Genomic DNA, 18,851 nt, shown 5'->3' with positions numbered 1-18,851 from the left:
CGCGTCCGGCCATCCCGGCCGCCCCGCCAGCCCGCTCTCTCCCCGCCTCCGGCCGCCCCGGCCGCCTGCACGGCCGCGACCCGGCTCACCGTCCAGAGCCCGCCAACCGCCCGGACCGCTGTCGCGGGCGTCAGGGGCGGTTCCTGCCTGAGCGGCGCATCTCCTTCGTGATGAGCTTCCACTTGTTCTGCTGCTCCTTGCGCAGGCGCGCGTCGGTGCGGGCGGCCATCCAGGCGGCCTCCCGCTGCAGCTTGCGCCAGCTCTCCAGGCGGCGTTCCGGCAGCTCGCCGCTCTCCAGCGCGGCCAGCACCGCGCAGCCGGGCTCGCCGTTGTGCCCGCAGTCGCCGAACCGGCACCGGTCGGCCAGCGCCTCGATGTCGGAGAAGACGAGGTCGACACCCTCCCCGATGTCGTACAGGCCGATCCGCCGGATGCCGGGCGTGTCGATGACGAGCCCGCCGCCGCGCAGCGGGATCAGCTCCCGGTGCACGGTGGTGTGCCGGCCGCGCCCGTCGGCGGCGCGTACCTGCTGGGTCTCCATGACGGACTCCCCGGCCAGCGCGTTGACCAGGGTGGACTTGCCGGCCCCTGATGGGCCCAGGATGACGGCCGTACGGGAGCCGCCGAGGTAGTGGCCGACCAGCTCGACCCCCTCGCCGAGCAGCGAGGAGACGGCGTGCACGTCGATCCCCGGCGCGGCCACGCGCACGTCGGCGAGCAGGTCGTCGAGGCCGTGCTCGAACAGGTCGGACTTGGTGATGAGCACGACGGGCGTGCCGCCGGACTCCCAGGCCAGCGCGACGAGCCGCTCGATGCGGCCGAGGTCGGCGAAGTCGGCGGAGTGCATGGACGGCTCGGCCACGAACACGATGTCGACGTTGGCCGCGAGCACCTGGCCCTGACCGTCGCCCGACAGGCCGCCGATCGAGTCGCGGCTCACGCCGCCCCTGATGAACGCGGTCGCCCTCGGCAGCACCTCGTCGAGCTCGTAGCGGCCCTCGGGCAGTTGCCTGATGGCGACCCAGTCGCCGACGCACGGCAGCGCGATCGGGTCGGCGGCCGATGCCCGGCGGACGCGGGCGGCGTATTTGACGTGATGCTGGCCGTCGGCGGCGATCACCTCGGCGGCGCCGCGGTCGACGCGGGCCACGCGGGCGGGGATGGTGCCGGCAGGCAGCTCGGCGGCGCGGGAATCGGTCCAGCCGAGCAAGGAAAGATCGTAAGACAACGGAGTGAACCCTTTGTTCGAGAAGGAGCCGGGCGGCTCAGACGCACGCCCGGAGGTGAACTGACGGCACGCGGAACAGGGCGACCCGCATGGTCATCACCTCCTCGATCGGTTTCTGGAGCGACTCTACGCACCCTGTCTCGGGGGTTGCAATCCAATTTGATCTGGCGATCTGTTGAACCCTGTAAGGGCGGCTGGCCGTACCACCTCCCGACGGACCCGAGAAAGGGGAATGATGCGAGCGAGCACGTATCCCCCGCCCTCGGCCGAGGGAGCAGCCCCGATGGGCAAGCCGCGCTCACGACACCGGATCCGGCGGGTGCGGCCGGACCACGAGGTGCCCGACGACGAGGTGGCAGTGTCCGCGCTCTACCGGGAATATCACAGGCCGCTGCTGGCCTTCGTGATCCGGCTGACGGCGGGCGATCGGCAATGGGCGGAAGACGTGGTGCAGGAGACCATGATCAGAGCGTGGCGCAGTGCGGAACAGTTCGATCCCAATGCAGTCTCGCTGATGCCCTGGCTCGCCACGGTCGCCAGACGTATCGTGATCGATGACCGGCGGCGCCGGGATGCCCGGCCGCAGGAGTCGGGCGATGGACCGCTGGAGAGCATGCCCGTGCCGGACGAGATGGAGGGACTGCTGCACCAGGTGGTCGTGTCAGAGGCGCTGAAGGCGTTGTCACCCGCTCACCGCGAGATCCTCAACGAGACGATCTTGCGAGACCGGTCGGTCAACGACGCCGCCCAGGCACTCGGCATCCCGGTGGGCACCGTGAAGTCCCGCGTTTACTACGCCGTTCGCGCCCTGCGGATCGCGCTGGAGGAGAGGGGGGTGACGGCGTGACATCGAAAGTCGAGCACACGGACGTGGGCGCATACGCGCTCGGCCTGCTCGATGAGGACGACAAGGAGGCCTTCGAGGCCCATCTGCTTTTCTGCGCCGCCTGCCGCTCCGAGCTGACCGACCTGGCCGGCGTGGCGAGCGTGCTGGACGGCCTCGGTCCCGTGGAGGACGACCGCCCTCCTTCGCCCGCCCCGGCGATCGACATGGTCCGCCGAAGGAAGGCGGCCCACAGGCGGACGCGCCGGGGGACGTTCGTGATCGGGATGGCGGCGGCGGTCACGCTGGTGGCCGGCGGCATGACCGTCGGCACGCAGCTCAGCGCGGACGGCGCACCGCAGGTCGCCCAGGGGCACGACGATCACATGGGCCCGGCCGAGCAGTTCTACGCCGACGGACAGCCCATGGTGGGCAAGGGCGTCGACGGGGTCACCGGCGGGCTGGTGGTGGAGTCGAAGGGGTGGGGTACGCACGCGGCGCTCAGGCTGGCCGGGGTGAAAGGGCCACTGGAGTGCGAGCTGATCTCGGTCGGCAAGTCAGGAGAACGCCGGGTGATGACCGGATGGTCCGTACCTCCAGCCGGGTACGGAGTGCCGGGATCGCCCGATCCGCTCTACATGCATGGCGGCAGCGCGACGCAGCTGAAGGATATCGACCATTTCGAGGTGATCACCTCGACAGGTAAGAAGTTGCTCACCATCCAGGCCTGATCCTCGCCCTATCAAGCCCTCTCACCGCTGGTGGGAGGGCTTTCTCATGCCCGTCGTCGCAATGTGGAAATTTCCCGGGACCAGGATTGAACCGCACCGGGCCTGCCCGCGTACTGCTTGCCGTATCGATCGGAAAATCAAGACCTTTACGAGGTTTCGCCATGTCTATCCGGAAATTCGCCGTTCCCGGTGCGGTGCTCGCCGCTGCTCTGCTGGCCGCTCCCGCACCGGTGTACGCCTCCGGTGACGAGGTCTACCTCGCGGCGGGGCTACGCGGCGCGAACGAGGTGGGGGCCGAGGGCGACGCCGACGGGCAGTCCACCGTCGTGCTGAAGATCAGCGGGAACCAGGTCACGTACGCTGCCCGGTGGCACCAGATCGGCACGCCGACCGCCGGCCACGTCCACGCGGGCGCCAGGGGCGCCAACGGCGACGTGCGGCTGGAGTTCTTCGGCAACCCCCTGCCCGGCGGCGTGCTCGGCGTCACGGGCACCGTCCAGGCCGACCCGGAGCTGGTCAGGGCGCTCCTCGACGACCCGGGCGGCTTCTACGCCAACCTGCGCGACGCCGCACATGCCCAGGGCGCGGTACGCGGCCAGTTCCACCGGCTCACCAAGCCGGCCGACCTCAACGGGGTCCTGCACGGCGGCGACCAGGCCACGCTCTCCGCACGGACCGGCGGCGACCAGGAAACCCAGCAGGCGCAGGAGACAGAGGAGGCGCAGCAGGGCGGCGGCGGCGACCAGGACGGTCAGGCCACCTGGTGGCTGGGGCCCACCGGCTCGTCCGTCGCCTACACGGCCCACTGGTCGGGGCTCGGCCCGGTGACCGGCGGGCGCGTGCACAAGGGCGCTGCCGGTCCGGTGGTCGCGGAGCTGTTCACGGGCGCCCTCCCGCAGAACGTGACCGGCGTCGCGGGGGTGACGCCGGTCGCCTCGAAGGTCGTCAAGCGCATCGCCGGGAGCCCGGGCCGCTACTACGCGAGCCTGCGTACCTCCGAGTTCGACGGCGGCGCCGTACGCGGGCGGCTCAGCGGGGAGCCGTTCACCCACCCGCGCGCGCTCACGGCGGAGGTGCTGCGCGGCGAGCAGATCTACACCTGCGCCCAGCAGCCGTCGGGCGGCTACGCGTTCGCCCAGCTCGGCGTGGCGGCCAGGCTGCGACGCGGGATCGACCACTCGTTCGTGACGCCCGGCTCGGGGCCACCGCAGTGGCTCGCCCCTGACGGCAGCGCGGTCCGCGGGGCGGTCGTCACCAGGACGCCCAACGGCGCAGGCAACATCCCCGAGCTGTTGCTCGACGCCACCCAGGCGGGCGCGGGCGCCGGCCTGCTCGCACACGCCACCCAGATCCTGCGGCTCAACACCACCGGCGGTGTCGCGCCCACCGGGGCGTGTGAGCCTGGCGCCCAGGCCAGGGTCTCGTACGGGGCCGACTACGTGTTCCTCGGCTGAGGCCGACGGGGGACGACTCGGTCCCGTCCCCGGAAAGCCATCCCCGGCCGGCGCGGCGCCCAGTCCTCCGGGTCCCGCCGCCCCGGCCACCGCGACAGGGGTACTCCGGCCCACCCCGGTCGCGCCGAACCCCCCGCCGCACGGGAGCCCGTGCGGCGGGGCGTTCCGCCATGCGCTCCACCCCGCATCGGCGGGAGGTGGACGGCTGGCGTGCGGGCGCCATGCGGTCGCACGGCCCCCGCCTTGAAAAGATCAACAGCCCTTAAAGACCAGGAGCGGGGAACTGCGCCGTAAGCTCGCTCACCTCGTGGTGGACGCGCACGATCACGTCCTCCGCGTCGCCCTTGGCGAGGGCGGTGACGACCTCGTCCATCCAGGCGCCGATCTGCCGCATCTCGGCCTCGCCCATCCCCCGTGAGGTGACGGACGGAGTGCCGATGCGGATGCCCGACGGGTCGAACGGCTTGCGCGTGTCGAACGGCACCGTGTTGTAGTTGGTCTCCAGCCCTGCGCGGTCGAGCGCCTGGGCGGCCGGCTTGCCGCCGATGCCCTTGGGCGTGAGGTCCAGCAGGATCAGGTGGTTGTCGGTGCCGCCGGACACCAGGTCGAACCCGCGCGAGGCCAGCTCGTCGGCCAGGGCCTTGGCGTTGGCGACCACCTGGTGCGCGTAGGCCTTGAATTCCTCGGTAGAGGCCTCTCGGAGCGCGACGGCAATGGCGGCGGTGGTGTGGTTGTGCGGGCCGCCCTGCAGGCCGGGGAAGACGGCCTTGTTGAGCGCGGTGGCGTGCTCGTCGCTGGTGGCCATGAGCATGGCGCCGCGCGGGCCGCGCAGCGTCTTGTGGGTGGTCGTGGAGATCACGTCGGCGTGGCCGACCGGGGACGGGTGGGCGCCGCCCGCGACCAGGCCCGCGATGTGGGCGATGTCGGCGGCCAGCACGGCGCCGATCTCGCGGGCGATCGAGGCGAAGCCTTCGAAGTCGATGATGCGCGGGATCGCGGTGCCGCCGCAGAAGATCAGCTTGGGCCGGTGCTCCAGCGCGAGCGCGCGGACCTCGTCGAGGTCGATGCGGCCGGTGTCCTTGCGTACGCCGTAACGGACCGCGTTGAACCACTTGCCGGTGGCCGAGACCGACCAGCCGTGGGTGAGGTGGCCGCCGAACGGCAGGCCCATGCCCATCACGGTGTCGCCGGGCTGCAGGAACGCCATGTAGATGGCGAGGTTGGCGGGCGAGCCGGAGTAGGGCTGCACGTTGGCGTGGTTGACGCCGAACAGTGACTTGGCGCGCTCGATGGCCACGGTCTCGATCTGGTCGATGACCTGCTGGCCCTCGTAATAGCGCTTGCCCGCGTAGCCCTCGGAGTATTTGTTCGTCAGGACGGTGCCGGTGGCCTCGAGCACAGCCTTGGAGACGTAGTTCTCCGAGGCGATGAGCTTGACCGTGTCGGCCTGGCGACGCTCCTCTGCCTTGATGAGCTCGGCGATCTGCGGGTCGACGCTAGCGAGAGAACTCATGACTCTCCTGTCATCGTTGACAACCTGCGAAGACCCAGGCGCACGGCCTCCGCTCCTTTCGCTCCCCGGTGGTCGATCCCACCCAATGCGCCAGTCGCGTCTCGCTCTAGACGATAGCGGATCCGGCAGGGCCTCACTTCTTGGTGATCTGCACGTGCTTGGACCGGCCGAGGGTGAGAAGGTCGAGGTCAACGGCCTTCACGGTTTTCGGAATGCCGCGGAACACGGCGAAGAACGCGCCGCCTGAAGTCGTCGCGACCGGCCGGCTCGGGCCTGAGCACCTTGAGTGCGACCGGCCGGAACTCGTCACGCGGACGTGACGGCCACGTTCCTGATCACACCGAGTGGCCCCAGGTCGACGTCCACCTGCTCCGCGTCCGTGGGCAGGCCGTCGAAGACGGCCCAGAGCTGCACTTGCGTACCGCCCTGGAACGGGGCATTGGGGACCTCGGCGCACTGGCATGCGTCGCCCTTCCTGGCCGGGTAGATCGGATTGCCGACACCGGGCGGGACGATACTCACCTTCGACACGGTGCCGTCCCAGACGTCCTTGCCGAACTTTCCGTGCAGGGGCGCGTTCTCCGTGCCGACGTTCTTGACCGTCCACTGCAGGCGGACCGTGGTGCCCTGCCGCACCAGCGAGTCGACCTGCACGCGGAAGGTGCTGCCCAGGGCGTCGAGGGTGCTGGCGACCGCGGGCGTGCCAGGCTCGGCGCCGCGCTGCTCCCACGGGCGCACCACCGCGAGCGTGACGACCGCGCCGAGCGCGGCGGCCACGACCCCGACGAGCAACGGCGCCCAGGACCGCCGTTTCGGGGCCGCGGCCGGCGGCGAGACGGCCGGCGGCGGCGGGGAGACGACGGGCGTCCACGTCTCCGACACCGCCCGGGTGGCCGCCTCCACCGGCACCTCGGGACGGCCCAGCAGCAGGTCCATCAGCCGCTGCGCGGTCGGCCGCCGGGTCGCGTCCTTGTCGAGCGCCCGCTCCACCAGCGGTCTGATCCGTTCGTCGAGCCCGTCCAGCACGGGCGCATGGTTGATGACCCGGTAGACGACCTCCGCGACCCCGCCGGTGCCGAACGGCGGCCGCCCGGTGCCCGCGTAGGCCACCAGCGCGCCCCACGAGAAGATGTCGCTCGCCTGGGTGACCTGCTCGCCCTTGGCCTGCTCGGGCGACATGTACGCGGGCGTGCCCATGCTCTGCGCGACCGTGGCCGGCGCCTCGGCGGCCGGGCCTGCGAGCTGGGCGATGCCGAAGTCGATGACCCGGGGGCCGACCGGGCTGAGCAGGACGTTCGACGGCTTGAGGTCGCGGTGCACGACCCCGGCCTGGTGGATGGCGGCCAGCGCGGTGGCCACGCCGACGGCCAGCGCCTCCAGGTTCGCGCCGGTCAGCGGCTGCTGCCTGACCACGGCGGAGAGGTCGGGGCCCTCGACGTATTCGGTCACCAGGTAGGCGATCCCGTTGTCGAACCCGGCGTCGAGCACGGGCGCGGTGCAGAACCTGGCGACCCGCCTCGCCAGGCTCGTCTCCTTGCCGAACCTGCGCCGGAACTCCTCGCGCGCGGCCAGCTCCGGCCGCATCGTCTTGAGCGCGACCCGTCGTCCCGCCGGGTCCTCCGCCAGATAGACGACACCCATGCCGCCCTCGCCCAGTTTCCTGACGAGACCGTAGGGGCCGACCCGCTGCTGCACGTCCATCGGGGCGATTATTCCGGAAAGCGAGCTCTGTATGGCGCTATTTGGTGCGGCTCTCGCCCGGCCAGAGCCGATCGACCTCGGCGTTCAGTATGGCCCCGATCAGCACGGCCAGCGCCGTGATGTAGAGCCACAGCAACAGCGCGATGGGCGCCGCCAGCGAGCCGTACACGGAGACGGGCGAGAACCACGCCGCCAGCACGGCGCGCAGCACCGCGGCGCAGACGATCCACAGGAACAGCGCGAGGATCGCGCCGGGCAGCTCGCGGTACCACTTCGTCCGCAACGGCACGCTGACGTGGTAGAGCACGGTCAGGAACAGCACCGAGCCGATGATCACGACTGGCCAGTAGAGGACGTCGACCATGATGCCGTATTCGCCGGGCATCGCCTCTCTGAGCAGCGCCGGCCCGACGAGGAGGATCGGCATGACGATGATCCCGATGACCAGGCCCACGATGTAGAGGCCGAACGACATGAGCCTGGTGCGGATGATGCCGCGCTCCTCGCCCAGGCCGTAGGCGACGGAGATGAGGTCGACGTAGACGTAGAGGGCTCTGGAGCCGGACCAGAGCGACAGCAGGAAGCCCAGCGAGATGATCGACACCTTGCCGGCGTCGTCGCTGAGCACGTCGGTGATGAGGGGGTTGATCACCTTGTTCACCGCGTCGTCGGTGAACAGCAACCTGGCCTGCTCGAGCACCGACGCCTTGACGTCGGAGACCACGCCGATGCCCAGCCAGGTGCCGAGCTTGCCGAGCACGCCGATCAGGCCCAGCACGAAGGGCGGCAGCGACAGCAGCGCGAAGAACGCCGCCTCGCCTGCCAGGCCGGTCACCCGGTAGTTGACGCCGGCGTTCGTGGCCGCGCGGACGATCGCCCACGATTTCGTGTCGAGCACCCAGTTCAGCCTGGCCCGGGCATTGGAGGATAGGCCCCTCTTCGGCCGGGGAGGCGCATCGGTGGACGTCATGGCACCCAACGTTCGCAGTGACTCTCCGAGACAGCTTACGTCCCCCGCCACTGCCCTAGTGGTCGTCTACAATGCGCGCACCCAGCGGGAGGAGGGAGACGGGGATCATCTTGATGTTCGCGACGCCCATCGGGATGCCGATGATGGAGATGAACAGCGGGATCGAGGTGACGACGTGGCCGATGGCCAGCCAGACGCCGGCGACCACGAACCAGATGATGTTGCCGAGGAGTGAGAACACGCCCGCGTCGGGGTCGCGTTCGACGCTCCGGCCGAACGGCCACAGTGCGTACCCGGCGATCCTGAACGAGGCGATGCCGAACGGGATGGTGACGATCAGGATGCAGCAGATGATCCCGGCCAGCGCGTATCCCATCGCGAGCCAGACCCCGGCGAACACCAGCCAGATGACGTTCAAGATTGTGCGCATTCTCACAGCATGTCACCGGATGGGTCGTTCGCGTTATCCGGAATGACCCTGACGTCACCCGGATCGTGGGGCCCTGCCCTTCCCGGGGGGACCTGCGAACGCCTGGGCGATCTCCATCCAGGCCCGCGCCGGCTCGCCGGTGATCTCCAGCGCGGTGTCGGACAGATGGACGCGCTGGGTGACGACCAGGCAGAAGTCGAGCACCGGCCCGCGCACCACACTGACGGCCTCCGGCGGGCCTGCCGTCCACGTGCTCCCGCCGGGCATGGCCAGCTCCGCCCGCACCGGCTCGGCCGGCTCGGACAGGCCGCGCACGGCGAAGCTGTACGGCCTGGCCCGGAACCCGATCGCGGCCACGTGCCGCAGGCGCGCCGTCGGCTCCCTGACGACGCCGAGCGCGTCGGCCACGTCCTGGCCGTGCGCCCAGGTCTCCATCAGCCGCGCGGTCACGAAGGAGGCGGCCGACATCGCCGGCCCGAACCACGGCACCCGGTCGCGGGCGCCCAGCGTGGCGAACGCCTCGACGCTGCGGGCGCGGGCGGCGCGGAACCAGTCGCGCAACTCGGCCGGCGGCATCCCGCGCGCCTCCAGGACGAGGTCGTCGACCGACAGGAAGCCCGGCAGCGAGGCGTGGAAGCCGCCGGGGTCGGTGGCCGCCCGGGCGGCGGCGTCGTCGAACCACGCCAGATGGCTCACCTGGTCGCGGACCGCCCACCCCTCGGCGGGCGTGGGCAGCTCCCAGCCCTCGTCCCGCAGAGGCTGGAGCAGCCCCTCGAAGGACGCGGTCTCGGCGCGGAGATCATCGAGCAACTCGGCCATGAGATTCATGCGCTGTCAGCCTCCCGAACAAGGTTCTAGGAGAATAATGCAAGCGTGATTTGCGAGAGCTGCAAAGACAAACGGCACGAGGACTGCCGCGGCGGCTCCTGGTGCGACTGCCAGCACCAGACCGAGCAGCAGCCCAAGGATTCGGAGCTGGGCTGGCGGCGCCAGGGCTGACCGGGACCCGCGCTGGAGTCGGACAGTCCCACACTCTGGACCCCGTCTTGGACATCCTGGACCGCCGGGGTATCGTCTAAGCATGCCAGCGGACCCCATGCTCGTAGGTCGACGCCACGTCGACCTTCTGCGTGTCCGCAGTGCCATCTGTTGCGACGCCCGCTGACTCTCATCTTTTCTGCCGCTGAGCGCGTCGCAATCCTCCCCACCATTCCTGCCCTCGACGATGAGGCCGGAGGAAGTCTGCGCGCGCCCAATGATCCGAAGGACGCGCAATGAGCACCCCTGCCAGCCGCACTCCTGCCAGCCGGCATCACAAACGCCCGCGCGGCGAAGGCCAGTGGGCTCTCGGTTACCGTGAGCCGCTCAACAAGAACGAAGAGAACAAGAAGAACGACGACGGCCTCAACGTCCGCCAGCGCATCATCGACATCTACTCCAAGCGTGGCTTCGACTCGATCGACCCCGCCGACCTGCGTGGCCGCATGCGCTGGTACGGGCTCTACACCCAGCGCAAGCCCGGCATCGACGGCGGCAAGACCGCGATCCTCGAGCCGGAGGAGCTGGACGACAGCTACTTCATGCTGCGGGTACGCATCGACGGCGGCCAGCTCGACCTGGCGCAGCTGCGTACGATCGCGGACATCTCCAACGAGTACGGCCGCGGCACCGCCGACTTGACCGACCGCCAGAACATCCAGCTGCACTGGATCGAGATCGAGTCGGTACCCGACATCTGGGAGCGCCTGGAAGCCGTGGGCCTGTCGACCACGGAGGCGTGCGGCGACACCCCCCGCGTGATCCTGGGCTGCCCGCTTGCCGGAATCGACTCCGACGAGGTCATCGACGCGACCGAGCCGATCCGCGAGATCCAGGAGCGGATCGTCGGCAACCCGGCCTACTCGAACCTGCCGCGGAAGTTCAAGTCGGCGGTCAGCGGTTGCCCGGCGCACTGCACCGTGCACGAGATCAACGACATCGCGTTCGTCGGCGTGGTCAACGAGCGCGGCGAGACCGGCTACGACCTGTGGGTGGGCGGCGGCCTGTCCACGAACCCGATGCTCGGCAAGCGCATCGGCGTGTTCGTCAGGCCGGAGCAGGTGACCGACGTCTACGAGGGCGTGGTCGGGATCTTCCGCGACTACGGCTACCGGCGGCTGCGGCACCGGGCGCGGATCAAGTTCCTGGTCAACGATTGGGGCACCGAGAAATTCCGGGAAGTTCTCGAACAGGAATACCTCAAGGCGCCGCTGCCCGACGGGCCCGCCCCCGAGCAGCCGCGCGGCAGCCGCCGCGACCACGTGGGCGTCTTCCCGCAGAAGGACGGCAACTTCTACGTCGGCTTCGCGCCCAAGGTGGGCCGGCTCGACGGCGACAAGCTGCACGTGATCGCCGACATCGCCGAGCGCCACGGCTCCGGCCGGGTGCGCACGACCGTCGAGCAGAAGATGGTCGTCCTCGACGTCGCGCCCGGCCAGGTCGACTCCATCGTGGCCGAGCTGGAGGCCAATGACCTGCAGGTCAGGCCGTCCACGTTCCGGCGTCAGACGATGGCGTGCACCGGCATCGAATACTGCAAGCTGGCCATCGTCGAGACCAAGGCCAGCGCGGCCCAGCTGATCGACGAGCTCGAGCGGCGGCTGCCGGGCTTCCAGGAGCCGCTGACCATCAACGTCAACGGCTGCCCCAACTCCTGCGCCCGCATCCAGGTCGCCGACATCGGCCTCAAGGGCCAGCTGGTGGTGGACGAGAACGGCGACCAGGTCGAGGGCTTCCAGATCCACCTGGGCGGCTCGCTGGGCGTCAACCCGGGCTTCGGCAGGAAGGTCCGCGGCCTGAAGACCACCGCCAAGGCGCTGCCCGACTACGTGGAGCGCGTGGTGAAGCACTACGACGCCCAGCGCAAGGAAGGCGAGTCGTTCGCCGACTGGGTGCAGCGAGCGGACGAGGCGGACCTGAAATGACCACGCGAGCGGTTCCGTTCCACTGCCCCTACTGCGGCGACGAGGACCTCGAACCTTATGAGGGGGACGGCGGCTGGTACTGCCGCGCCTGCGCTCGTGCCTTCAAGCTGAAATTTCTTGGAATCGGAGTGAAGATATGACGCTGGTCGACATCGAGGTCGGTTTAAGAGAGCAGCGCGGCACGCTCGACCTGCAGGACATCGTCGAGTCCGCCGCCACGTTCCTGGAGGGCGCCCCCGCGCGCGAGATCATCCGCTGGGCGGCGGCCACGTTCGGGGACCGGCTCTGCCTGACGTCCTCCATGAGCGATGCCCTCCTCATCGACCTGGTGAGCAGGGTCAAACCCGGCGTGGACGTGTTGTTCATCGACACCGGCTACCACTTCGCCGAGACGATCGGCACGCGGGACGCCGTGCGGCAGGTCTATGACGTCAACGTGATCGACATCAAGCCGTCGCGGACGGTCGCGGAGCAGGATCGCGACCTGGGCCCGCGCCTGTTCGGCCGCAACCCGGACCTGTGCTGCTTCCTGCGCAAGGTGGAGCCGCTGAACCGGGCGCTGGAGCCGTACCTGGCGTGGATCTCCGGCATCCGCCGCGACGAGTCGCCCAGCCGGACGAACACCAAGGTCGTCGAGTGGGACGCCAAGCGGCAGATGGTCAAGGTCAACCCGATCGCGGCCTGGACCCAGGACGACGTCGACAACTACATGGCCGACAACGGGGTGCTGATCAACCCGTTGCACTACGACAACTACCCCTCGATCGGCTGCGCGCCGTGCACGCGCCAGGTCTCCGAGGGAGAGGATCCGCGCAGCGGGCGCTGGGCGGGCCTGGGGAAGGTCGAATGCGGCATTCACCTGTGATCCCCAGGAGGGGACCCGTCCCGTTGGCAGGCGGGACGGCCTCCGGTCGCGTGCCACTGGTGGCGGTGGCGCACGGGTCGCGAGATCCGCGCGCCGCCGCCACCGTGGCCGCGCTGCTCGACCAGGTGCCGCTGGACGTCCGCGTCGCGTACCTGGACCACTGCGCTCCCACGCTCGGCCAGGCCCTGCAGGGCCTGGAGGAGGCCGTGGTGCTGCCGCTGCTGCTCACCGAGGCCTACCACAGCCGGGTGGACCTGCCGGCGGCGCTGAACGAGGTACGGGCGCGCGAGCCGCGCCTGCGCGTGCACTACGGGACCACGCTGGGGCCGCATCCGCTGCTGGTCTCGGCGCTGGAGCGGCGGCTGGCCGAGGCGGGCGTGCGCCCAGGGGACCCGGACACGGCCGTGGTGCTGGTGTCGGCGGGTTCGAGCGACGCCAGGGCCAACGCGGTGATCTCGGGGCTGGCGCGGGAGTGGCGGCGCACCGGCTGGTGGACGGTCAGGGCCGCCTACGCCTCGGCCGCCGACCCCTCCCCCGCGCGAGCGGTCACGGAGCTGCTGCGGGCGGGCGCGCCGAGAGTGGTCGTCGCGCCGTACCTGCTGGCTCCGGGTTACTTCGCCGACAAGGTGCGGCGCACCACGCTGGAGGCGGGCGCCGCCGTCGTGTCCGACGTGCTGGGGCCGGCGCCGGAGCTGGTCGACGTGCTGCTGGAACGTTACGAGGCGGCGCAGCGGCGGCCGGTGCCGATCGCGGTCTGAACGGCCGGCACGGTCAGCCGCCACTCGGCCCGGCCGGGAGCCGTCCCGGCCACCGGCTCGCGGGCGTGTTCAGTGGTCCCCATCGCGCGCGCCGCGCGTCAGTAGCCGCGTCTGAGGTCCTTGCTGTCGTCGCGCAGCTGCTTGCGCAGTTCGCGACCCTCTGAGCGCAGTTGCCTGCCCAGCTCCCGCCAGTCCTCGCGGCCCTCAGAGCGCAGTTGCCTGCCCAGCTCCCGCCAGTCCTCGCCGTGCAGCTGCCGCCAGTGCTCGCGCCAGGCCGCGAAGCCGCGCTTCAGCGGCTGTGCCCGCGCGTCGCCGATCACCTTGACGTCGCCCATCACGGCGTACGCGCGCACCCGCACCACGGGCACGTTCATGCCGGGGGCCGCCTCCAGGACGTCCACCTTCTTGTCGCCCATGATGGCCACGCCGTCGAGGTCCACGTTCACCCCGTCGGGCACGATGATCTTCACGTCGCCCATCACGGAGACGGCGGTGATGTCGACGATGTTCGTGCGCACCTCGGCCTCGCGCAGGTCGAGCAGCACGTCACCCATCACGGCGACCGCGCCGAGCTCCTGGTCGATCTGCCACTTCCCGCGCCGCTTGGAGTCGCCCATGATCCCCACGAACCAGCGCCGCTTCCTGCCCTCGCGGACTGGGACGGGCGGCGCGGGCACGGCGCCGGCGGCGGGCAGGTCCTGGGTGAGCATCGCCAGCTCGGCGTGCGTGGTGGCGGTGTAGGCGGCCTCCGTGCGGTCGGTCAGCTCGGCGAGCGTGAGCCTGCCTTCGACCGAGGCGACACGGAGCTGCTCGACGACGGCCTCGCGCTCGGCGTCGGATGCGCGGACCTCCCCGGGATCAGTCATACTCGCAACATATCGCGTCTTGGCCGAATTGAAGCTCCTCCTTTTGGAGGAAACGCGTCATTACCAAAACTCCGCACATCTGTCATGGCGGTTGAACCGTGCCGGGGCGGGATCGCGTACCACTCGATGACATGGCCCTAGCTTGGCCCGGGGCGCGGCCGGACCAAGCTAGGGTCCGTGTCATGCATGAGGAACAGCTCTACCGCGCGGCGTTGAACGGCGATACCGAGACTGTGGGCAAGCTGCTCACCGGCGGCGCCGACCCCAACAGGCCCAGCGAGGGCGAGGAGGAAGGGCTGCCGCTGTGCGCGGCCGCCGCCTGGGACCGGCATGAGGTCGCGGAAACGCTGCTTGCGGTCGGCGCCGACGTCAACGGGCGCGAGGCCGGCGGCTGGACGGCGCTGCTCTGGGCCGCCGCCAACGGCCAGGCACCCACCGCCAGGCTCCTGATCGAGGCCGGCGCCGACGTGGACGCGGCCAACGACGACGGCGACACCCCGCTCACCCTGGCCGCCAGGCGCGGCGCGCTGGGCGTGGTGCAGGAGCTGCTGGAGGCGGGCGCCGACCACGAGAAGTTCGACGGCGACGGCGACACGCCGCTGGACATCGCCGTCGCCTGGGTGGGCGTGCACCTGGAGAGCGCCCTGCTCGACCAGATCGAGCAGGACGGCTGGGAGTACGCCGTGAGCCGCCAGCACGCCAAGGACGGCACCGAGCTGGTCACGGTGGCCGGGCGCGCGCCGGACGGCTCCGAGACCGAGCAGGTCCAGGCCCAGCGGGGGCACGCGGCCGTCGCGACCCTGCTGGAGGAGGCGGCCGGCGTCTACACCCCCGTGGATCAGCTCGTGGCGCGGGCCGTGGCCCACCGCGATGTCGACGAGGACGCCGAGACCTGGTGGGTCGTCGCCGACTCGCTGCGCAGGCGGGGCGACGAGGAGACGTACGAGGCGCTGGCCAGGCTGTGCGTCAGCGAGGACGCCAGGGAGCGGGAGTTCGGCGTGGACGCGATCGCCCAGTTCGGGATCGCCGAGGGCGAGAAGCCCTACCTGGAGCGCACGCTGCCGCTGCTGCTGAAGATGGTCACCACGGAGGGCAACCCGCAGGTGCTGCGCTCGGTGCTGGCCGCGCTCGGCCACCAGGGCGACCCGCGGGCGCTGCCGGCGGTCCTCGACATCATCGGCCGCCCGGGCCACGAGCGCACGATGACGGACGCGATCGCGCTGGCCGACGTGCTGCCTCCCGACCACGAGGAGGGCCTGGCGCTGCTGATCGAGATGACCGAGGACGAGGACTCCGACGTGCGCGACTGGGCCACCGCCGGGCTCGCGGGGCTGGAGGCCGACACGCCGCGGATCCGCGAGGCGCTGGCGGCCCGGCTGGCCGACCCGGATCTGAACACGGTGGCCGAGGCCACGCGCGGGCTCGCCGTCCGCGGGGACGACCGGGCCGCCCTGGGCGCCGCGCGGGTGCTGGCGGAGAGCGACGACGAGTACGCCAGGGGCCTCGTCACGGAGCAGTAGCGCGGGCGGGAGGGGCCCTCAGTCGCCGTTGAGCACCCGGGTCACCCATTCCAGGGTGCCCGTGCGCAGGGCCTCCTCCGCCAGGCGCTTGCCCGTCGGGGTCGTGAGGGCGGCCAGGGAGCTGTCGATCCACCCCTGGACGTTCTGGTGTCCCTGCTCGCGATATTCGACGGCCTGGATGAGGCACTCCAGCTTGTCGGCGTCCCGCGCGCAGACGGCCTCCAGGCTCGCCTTCTCCTCATACTCCGCCACCGCGTCGCGCACCATGTCCGCCACCGGCTCGGCCACGCCCCGCACCTGGTCCGCGGTGACCTCCTCGTTGGGCGCCGCCTTGAGGTAGCGCTTGCCGATGTACGGAATGTCGGTGATGCGGGTCTCCTGGGTGTCGTGGAACAGGCTCATGAACGCGGCCCGCTCCGGATTGCCGCCCTCGAGCTTGGCGATCACGCCGGCGATGACGGCCGCGCGGAACGAGTGCTCGGCGACGCTCTCGGGATCGCGTACGCCCGCGACGAGCCACCCGGTCCGCTTGTAGCGCTTGAGCAGCCCCAACTCGTACAGCAGCCCTGCCAGTCCCGTCACATCGTCCGCCACGAGGACCCCCTCTCGTCATGCGCAGAGCCTACGAGCCTAGACGACGGACTCGGCTCCCGCTGAGGGACGGCCCCGGCGCGGGGCCGGGCGCCCGGTCTCCAGGGTGCAGGTGATCTCGCCGGACCCGACCGCCGTCCCCTGCCACGAGGGGCCGCCTTCCGCGAATATCGCAAATTCCGACAAATGCCGCGGCCATCCATATGGCCGCGGCATTTGTCATCGGCCGCCTCGAGGAGGCGATTTCCGCCCGCCGCCGATCGTCGTGCGATTAATCGCCTTTTTCCTCATCGACGCCACGAGACGTTATCGCCGTAGTGGTGACCGGGGTCGTTGCCGTGGTAGTTGCCGTGGTAGTTGCCGTGGTGGTGCCCGTGACCCCAGCCGGGGTGCGAGGGGCCCCACCAGCGGTTGCCCCACCAGCCGTAGTTGCAGTAACGGTCACCCCAGCCGCAGTGCAGCGGCGGCTTCTCATACGAGCTGTACGAGATCCCGGTCGTGGCGGTGGAGCTCGCGCCGGCGACCCCCTGACCGACGGGAAGGAGCATGACCCCGGCGGCCGCGGCGGCCAGGGCCAGTGTCGCGACGCGCCTTGGTCCACGCGTGCACGGTTGCCGACTTTCGGTATTCAGGTGCATTCGATTTTCCATTCATGGGTAGATCGTCCGCGAATCCGGGAGCCTTAGCCAGGCACGGCCCCGGACAGGAGCAGACCTACCCACGCGCGGAATCGCATTTAACTCCCCGAACCCAAATAACGCTTCAAATCCTTGGCGTTAAGCGGTGGGGTTACAAAACACCGATTTGTCCTTGTTTGCGGGACGAGAGGCATATCAATAACCTCTGCCGGCGCTTCGCCTCAGTCGTCGATCGCCGCGTACGCCAGGGTCCAGAAGTCCTGGAACACGCGCGGGGGCAGCGGCGAGGCCAGGGCTCGCTGGGTGAGCAGGATGCCCACCAGGTCCTCGGCGGGATCGACGTACGCCTCGGTGCCCAGGCCGCCGGTCCAGCCGAACCGGCCGGGGCCGATGGCGAGGTCGTCGCGGCTCGCGCCGACCGCGAGGCCGAACCCCCAGCCGCCCGGCCCGAAGAACACCTCGTTGCCGGCCTTCTGCTCCGGCGTGAGATGGTCGGTGGTCATCAGCCCGACCGCCGGCCGGGACAGGATCCGGCCGCCGTCGTACCGGCCCTTGCGCAGCAGCATGCGGCAGAAGGCCAGGTAGTCGTCGGCGGTCGAGAGCAGGCTCGGCCCTCCGGCGCCGGAGGGGAAGGCCGGCGGGCGGTCCCACTGACCCTCCCGCGGTTCCAGGCGACGCGACAGCGCACCGGTCTCAGGGTCGGCGGCGTACGGCACCGCGAGCCGGTCGAGCTTCTCCTCCGGCAGGTGGAAGCCGGTGTCGCGCATCCCCAGGGGCTCGAAGACGCGCTCGCGCAGGAAATCCGCGAACGGCCGGCCGGTGGCGCGGGCGATCAGCACCCCGAGCACGTCCGCCCCGGTGTGGTACATCCACGCCGTCCCCGGCTGGTGCACCAGCGGCAGCGCGCCGAGCCGGGCGATCCACTCGTCGGGGCCGAACGCGGGTCCGTCGGGGCCGATCTCCAGCCCGGCCTCCGCCATCGCCTTCTGGATCGGGCATTCGGCCGGCACCATGCCGGTCCCCAGCCGGAAGGTCAGCAGGTCGCGTACGGTGATCGCCCGCTCAGCGGGCACGGTGTCGTCGAGCGGACCGTCGGGGCGGCGCAGGACCCTGGGCGCGGCCAGCTCCGGGAGCAGGTCGTCCACCGGGTCGCCCAGCCGCAGCCGGCACTCCTCGACCAGGATCATGGTGGCGACGGCGGTGATCGGCTTGATCATCGACGCCATCCGGAAGATCGTGTCGCGGCGCATGGGAGCGTCCCCGCCGAGCGCCAGGGCGCCGAGCGCGGCCACGTGCGTCTCACCGCGCCGATGGACCAGCGCGACCACCCCGGGCGCGTCACCGCACGCGACGGCCTCTTCCAGCACCTCGCGCAGCCGGCCGAGCCGCGCCCGCGACAGCCCTCCCGTCGCCTGGCCGCCGTCCTGATCGCCCATCGCAACCCCTCCTGTCCGTCTCATCAAGGGACAGACCGCCCGGGGGCGGCGAACTCATCGGTCCGGCCGGCCGCGCACCGATCGGGTACGGGGCTCGGGAGGGCGGCGGAACCGGCGTCGCCCACCCCGCCGACGACACCTGACGGCACGTCCACAGGACCGATGGGGACCAGAGATCAGGAGGTCGACAGGCCGGGGCGGGGTGACACGGCCGCCCGCCGGCCCTCGACGGCCTCAGTGCACGATGCGCCCCGCCCGTGCTCGTGATGGTCAGGGCGGCAGGGCGGAGATGGGGGTCGGGTCGGCCCCGCGACGGGGTCCGGGTGGTCAGGGAGAACCGGCGGAGTGGTGGTGGCGCCGGGAG

18 protein-coding genes and 1 riboswitch are annotated in these 18,851 nt (G+C 70.8%); of the genes, 8 read left to right on the top strand and 10 right to left on the bottom strand.

What is annotated here, in order from left to right:
• Positions 1-130: 130 nt before the first annotated feature.
• Positions 131-1,210 carry a ribosome small subunit-dependent GTPase A gene (gene rsgA / locus EJK15_RS49030; RefSeq protein WP_240777699.1) on the bottom strand — a complete coding sequence of 360 codons (1,080 nt, stop codon included), beginning with the start codon at positions 1,208-1,210 and terminating at the stop codon, positions 131-133.
• 301 nt (positions 1,211-1,511) lie between these two features.
• Here rsgA and EJK15_RS49025 point away from each other — a divergent pair, with 301 nt between their 5' ends.
• The 3 genes from EJK15_RS49025 (at position 1,512) to EJK15_RS49015 (ending at position 4,236) form a co-directional block, all read left to right on the top strand.
• Positions 1,512-2,075, top strand: a complete 564-nt coding sequence (locus EJK15_RS49025; protein ID WP_276615506.1) for a sigma-70 family RNA polymerase sigma factor — start codon at positions 1,512-1,514, stop codon at positions 2,073-2,075.
• Positions 2,072-2,782, top strand: a complete 711-nt coding sequence (locus tag EJK15_RS49020; protein WP_138717338.1) for an anti-sigma factor family protein — start codon at positions 2,072-2,074, stop codon at positions 2,780-2,782. Before EJK15_RS49025 ends, EJK15_RS49020 begins: the two co-directional genes overlap by 4 nt.
• A gap of 161 nt (positions 2,783-2,943) precedes the next feature.
• Complete coding sequence (locus tag EJK15_RS49015; protein WP_138717337.1) at positions 2,944-4,236, top strand: CHRD domain-containing protein; 1,293 nt, start codon at positions 2,944-2,946, stop codon at positions 4,234-4,236.
• Between the two features lie 262 nt (positions 4,237-4,498).
• Here the strand turns inward: EJK15_RS49015 and glyA are convergent, their stop codons facing one another.
• From glyA to EJK15_RS48990, 5 genes are all read right to left on the bottom strand, one after another.
• Positions 4,499-5,749, bottom strand: coding sequence for a serine hydroxymethyltransferase (gene glyA / locus EJK15_RS49010; protein WP_138717336.1), 1,251 nt, complete (start codon positions 5,747-5,749; stop codon positions 4,499-4,501).
• A gap of 25 nt (positions 5,750-5,774) precedes the next feature.
• Positions 5,775-5,857: riboswitch (ZMP/ZTP riboswitch) on the bottom strand.
• A 198-nt stretch (positions 5,858-6,055) separates the two neighbouring features.
• Positions 6,056-7,450 carry a serine/threonine-protein kinase gene (locus tag EJK15_RS49005; RefSeq protein ID WP_138717335.1) on the bottom strand — a complete coding sequence of 465 codons (1,395 nt, stop codon included), beginning with the start codon at positions 7,448-7,450 and terminating at the stop codon, positions 6,056-6,058.
• A 37-nt stretch (positions 7,451-7,487) separates the two neighbouring features.
• Positions 7,488-8,348: a YihY/virulence factor BrkB family protein gene (locus EJK15_RS49000; RefSeq protein WP_138717334.1), complete on the bottom strand. Its 861-nt coding sequence runs from the start codon at positions 8,346-8,348 to the stop codon at positions 7,488-7,490.
• Between the two features lie 127 nt (positions 8,349-8,475).
• Entirely contained in the window at positions 8,476-8,850 is a 375-nt protein-coding gene (locus EJK15_RS48995; protein ID WP_138717333.1) for a YccF domain-containing protein, read from the bottom strand.
• Positions 8,851-8,904: 54 nt separating this feature from the next.
• On the bottom strand, positions 8,905-9,678 hold the full coding sequence (locus tag EJK15_RS48990; RefSeq protein WP_138717332.1) for a TIGR03084 family metal-binding protein: 774 nt from the start codon (positions 9,676-9,678) through the stop codon (positions 8,905-8,907).
• Positions 9,679-9,931: 253 nt separating this feature from the next.
• On the opposite strand from EJK15_RS48990, the gene EJK15_RS77980 reads away from it, so the two are divergent.
• From EJK15_RS77980 to EJK15_RS48970, 4 genes are all read left to right on the top strand, one after another.
• Entirely contained in the window at positions 9,932-10,015 is an 84-nt protein-coding gene (locus EJK15_RS77980; protein WP_354532976.1) for a putative leader peptide, read from the top strand.
• A gap of 109 nt (positions 10,016-10,124) precedes the next feature.
• Positions 10,125-11,813 carry a nitrite/sulfite reductase gene (locus tag EJK15_RS48985; RefSeq protein WP_138717331.1) on the top strand — a complete coding sequence of 563 codons (1,689 nt, stop codon included), beginning with the start codon at positions 10,125-10,127 and terminating at the stop codon, positions 11,811-11,813.
• Positions 11,814-11,949: 136 nt separating this feature from the next.
• Entirely contained in the window at positions 11,950-12,678 is a 729-nt protein-coding gene (locus EJK15_RS48975) for a phosphoadenylyl-sulfate reductase (RefSeq protein WP_138717330.1), read from the top strand.
• Positions 12,679-12,737: 59 nt separating this feature from the next.
• Positions 12,738-13,436 (top strand): sirohydrochlorin chelatase, encoded by a 699-nt coding sequence (locus EJK15_RS48970; protein ID WP_240777701.1) that lies wholly within the window; start codon positions 12,738-12,740, stop codon positions 13,434-13,436.
• Positions 13,437-13,534: 98 nt separating this feature from the next.
• Here the strand turns inward: EJK15_RS48970 and EJK15_RS48965 are convergent, their stop codons facing one another.
• Positions 13,535-14,302 (bottom strand): DUF1707 SHOCT-like domain-containing protein, encoded by a 768-nt coding sequence (locus EJK15_RS48965; protein WP_138717328.1) that lies wholly within the window; start codon positions 14,300-14,302, stop codon positions 13,535-13,537.
• A gap of 182 nt (positions 14,303-14,484) precedes the next feature.
• Here EJK15_RS48965 and EJK15_RS48960 point away from each other — a divergent pair, with 182 nt between their 5' ends.
• The gene (locus EJK15_RS48960; protein ID WP_240777698.1) at positions 14,485-15,822 is read left to right on the top strand and encodes an ankyrin repeat domain-containing protein; all 1,338 of its coding nucleotides are present in this window, start codon (positions 14,485-14,487) and stop codon (positions 15,820-15,822) included.
• Positions 15,823-15,840: 18 nt separating this feature from the next.
• Here EJK15_RS48960 and EJK15_RS48955 read toward each other — a convergent pair whose 3' ends face one another.
• From EJK15_RS48955 to EJK15_RS48950, 3 genes are all read right to left on the bottom strand, one after another.
• Positions 15,841-16,416 carry an HD domain-containing protein gene (locus EJK15_RS48955; RefSeq protein ID WP_138717327.1) on the bottom strand — a complete coding sequence of 192 codons (576 nt, stop codon included), beginning with the start codon at positions 16,414-16,416 and terminating at the stop codon, positions 15,841-15,843.
• A gap of 284 nt (positions 16,417-16,700) precedes the next feature.
• Positions 16,701-17,051, bottom strand: coding sequence for a hypothetical protein (locus tag EJK15_RS71515; protein WP_171074968.1), 351 nt, complete (start codon positions 17,049-17,051; stop codon positions 16,701-16,703).
• A 221-nt stretch (positions 17,052-17,272) separates the two neighbouring features.
• A complete protein-coding gene (locus EJK15_RS48950; RefSeq protein WP_138717326.1) occupies positions 17,273-18,487 on the bottom strand; it encodes a serine hydrolase domain-containing protein in 1,215 nt (404 codons plus the stop codon).
• Between the last annotated feature and the right edge of the window lie 364 nt (positions 18,488-18,851).

The sequence above is a fragment of the Nonomuraea basaltis genome (genome assembly GCF_005893125.1).
GTDB lineage: Bacteria > Actinomycetota > Actinomycetes > Streptosporangiales > Streptosporangiaceae > Nonomuraea > Nonomuraea basaltis.
This window is presented reverse-complemented; position numbering and strand designations above follow the sequence as displayed.

Bases quoted from the DNA above. Each gene is read 5' to 3' on its own strand.
- EJK15_RS49025 (WP_276615506.1), top strand. From the start codon at position 1,512: ATGGGCAAGCCGCGCTCACGACACCGGATCCGGCGGGTGCGGCCGGAC.
- EJK15_RS49015 (WP_138717337.1), top strand. From the start codon at position 2,944: ATGTCTATCCGGAAATTCGCCGTTCCCGGTGCGGTGCTCGCCGCTGCT.
- glyA (WP_138717336.1), bottom strand. From the start codon at position 5,749: ATGAGTTCTCTCGCTAGCGTCGACCCGCAGATCGCCGAGCTCATCAAG.
- EJK15_RS49005 (WP_138717335.1), bottom strand. From the start codon at position 7,450: ATGGACGTGCAGCAGCGGGTCGGCCCCTACGGTCTCGTCAGGAAACTG.
- EJK15_RS48995 (WP_138717333.1), bottom strand. From the start codon at position 8,850: ATGCGCACAATCTTGAACGTCATCTGGCTGGTGTTCGCCGGGGTCTGG.
- EJK15_RS48990 (WP_138717332.1), bottom strand. From the start codon at position 9,678: ATGAATCTCATGGCCGAGTTGCTCGATGATCTCCGCGCCGAGACCGCG.
- EJK15_RS77980 (WP_354532976.1), top strand. From the start codon at position 9,932: ATGCCAGCGGACCCCATGCTCGTAGGTCGACGCCACGTCGACCTTCTG.
- EJK15_RS48985 (WP_138717331.1), top strand. From the start codon at position 10,125: ATGAGCACCCCTGCCAGCCGCACTCCTGCCAGCCGGCATCACAAACGC.
- EJK15_RS48975 (WP_138717330.1), top strand. From the start codon at position 11,950: ATGACGCTGGTCGACATCGAGGTCGGTTTAAGAGAGCAGCGCGGCACG.
- EJK15_RS48965 (WP_138717328.1), bottom strand. From the start codon at position 14,302: ATGACTGATCCCGGGGAGGTCCGCGCATCCGACGCCGAGCGCGAGGCC.
- EJK15_RS48960 (WP_240777698.1), top strand. From the start codon at position 14,485: ATGCATGAGGAACAGCTCTACCGCGCGGCGTTGAACGGCGATACCGAG.
- EJK15_RS71515 (WP_171074968.1), bottom strand. From the start codon at position 17,051: ATGCACCTGAATACCGAAAGTCGGCAACCGTGCACGCGTGGACCAAGG.
- EJK15_RS48950 (WP_138717326.1), bottom strand. From the start codon at position 18,487: ATGGGCGATCAGGACGGCGGCCAGGCGACGGGAGGGCTGTCGCGGGCG.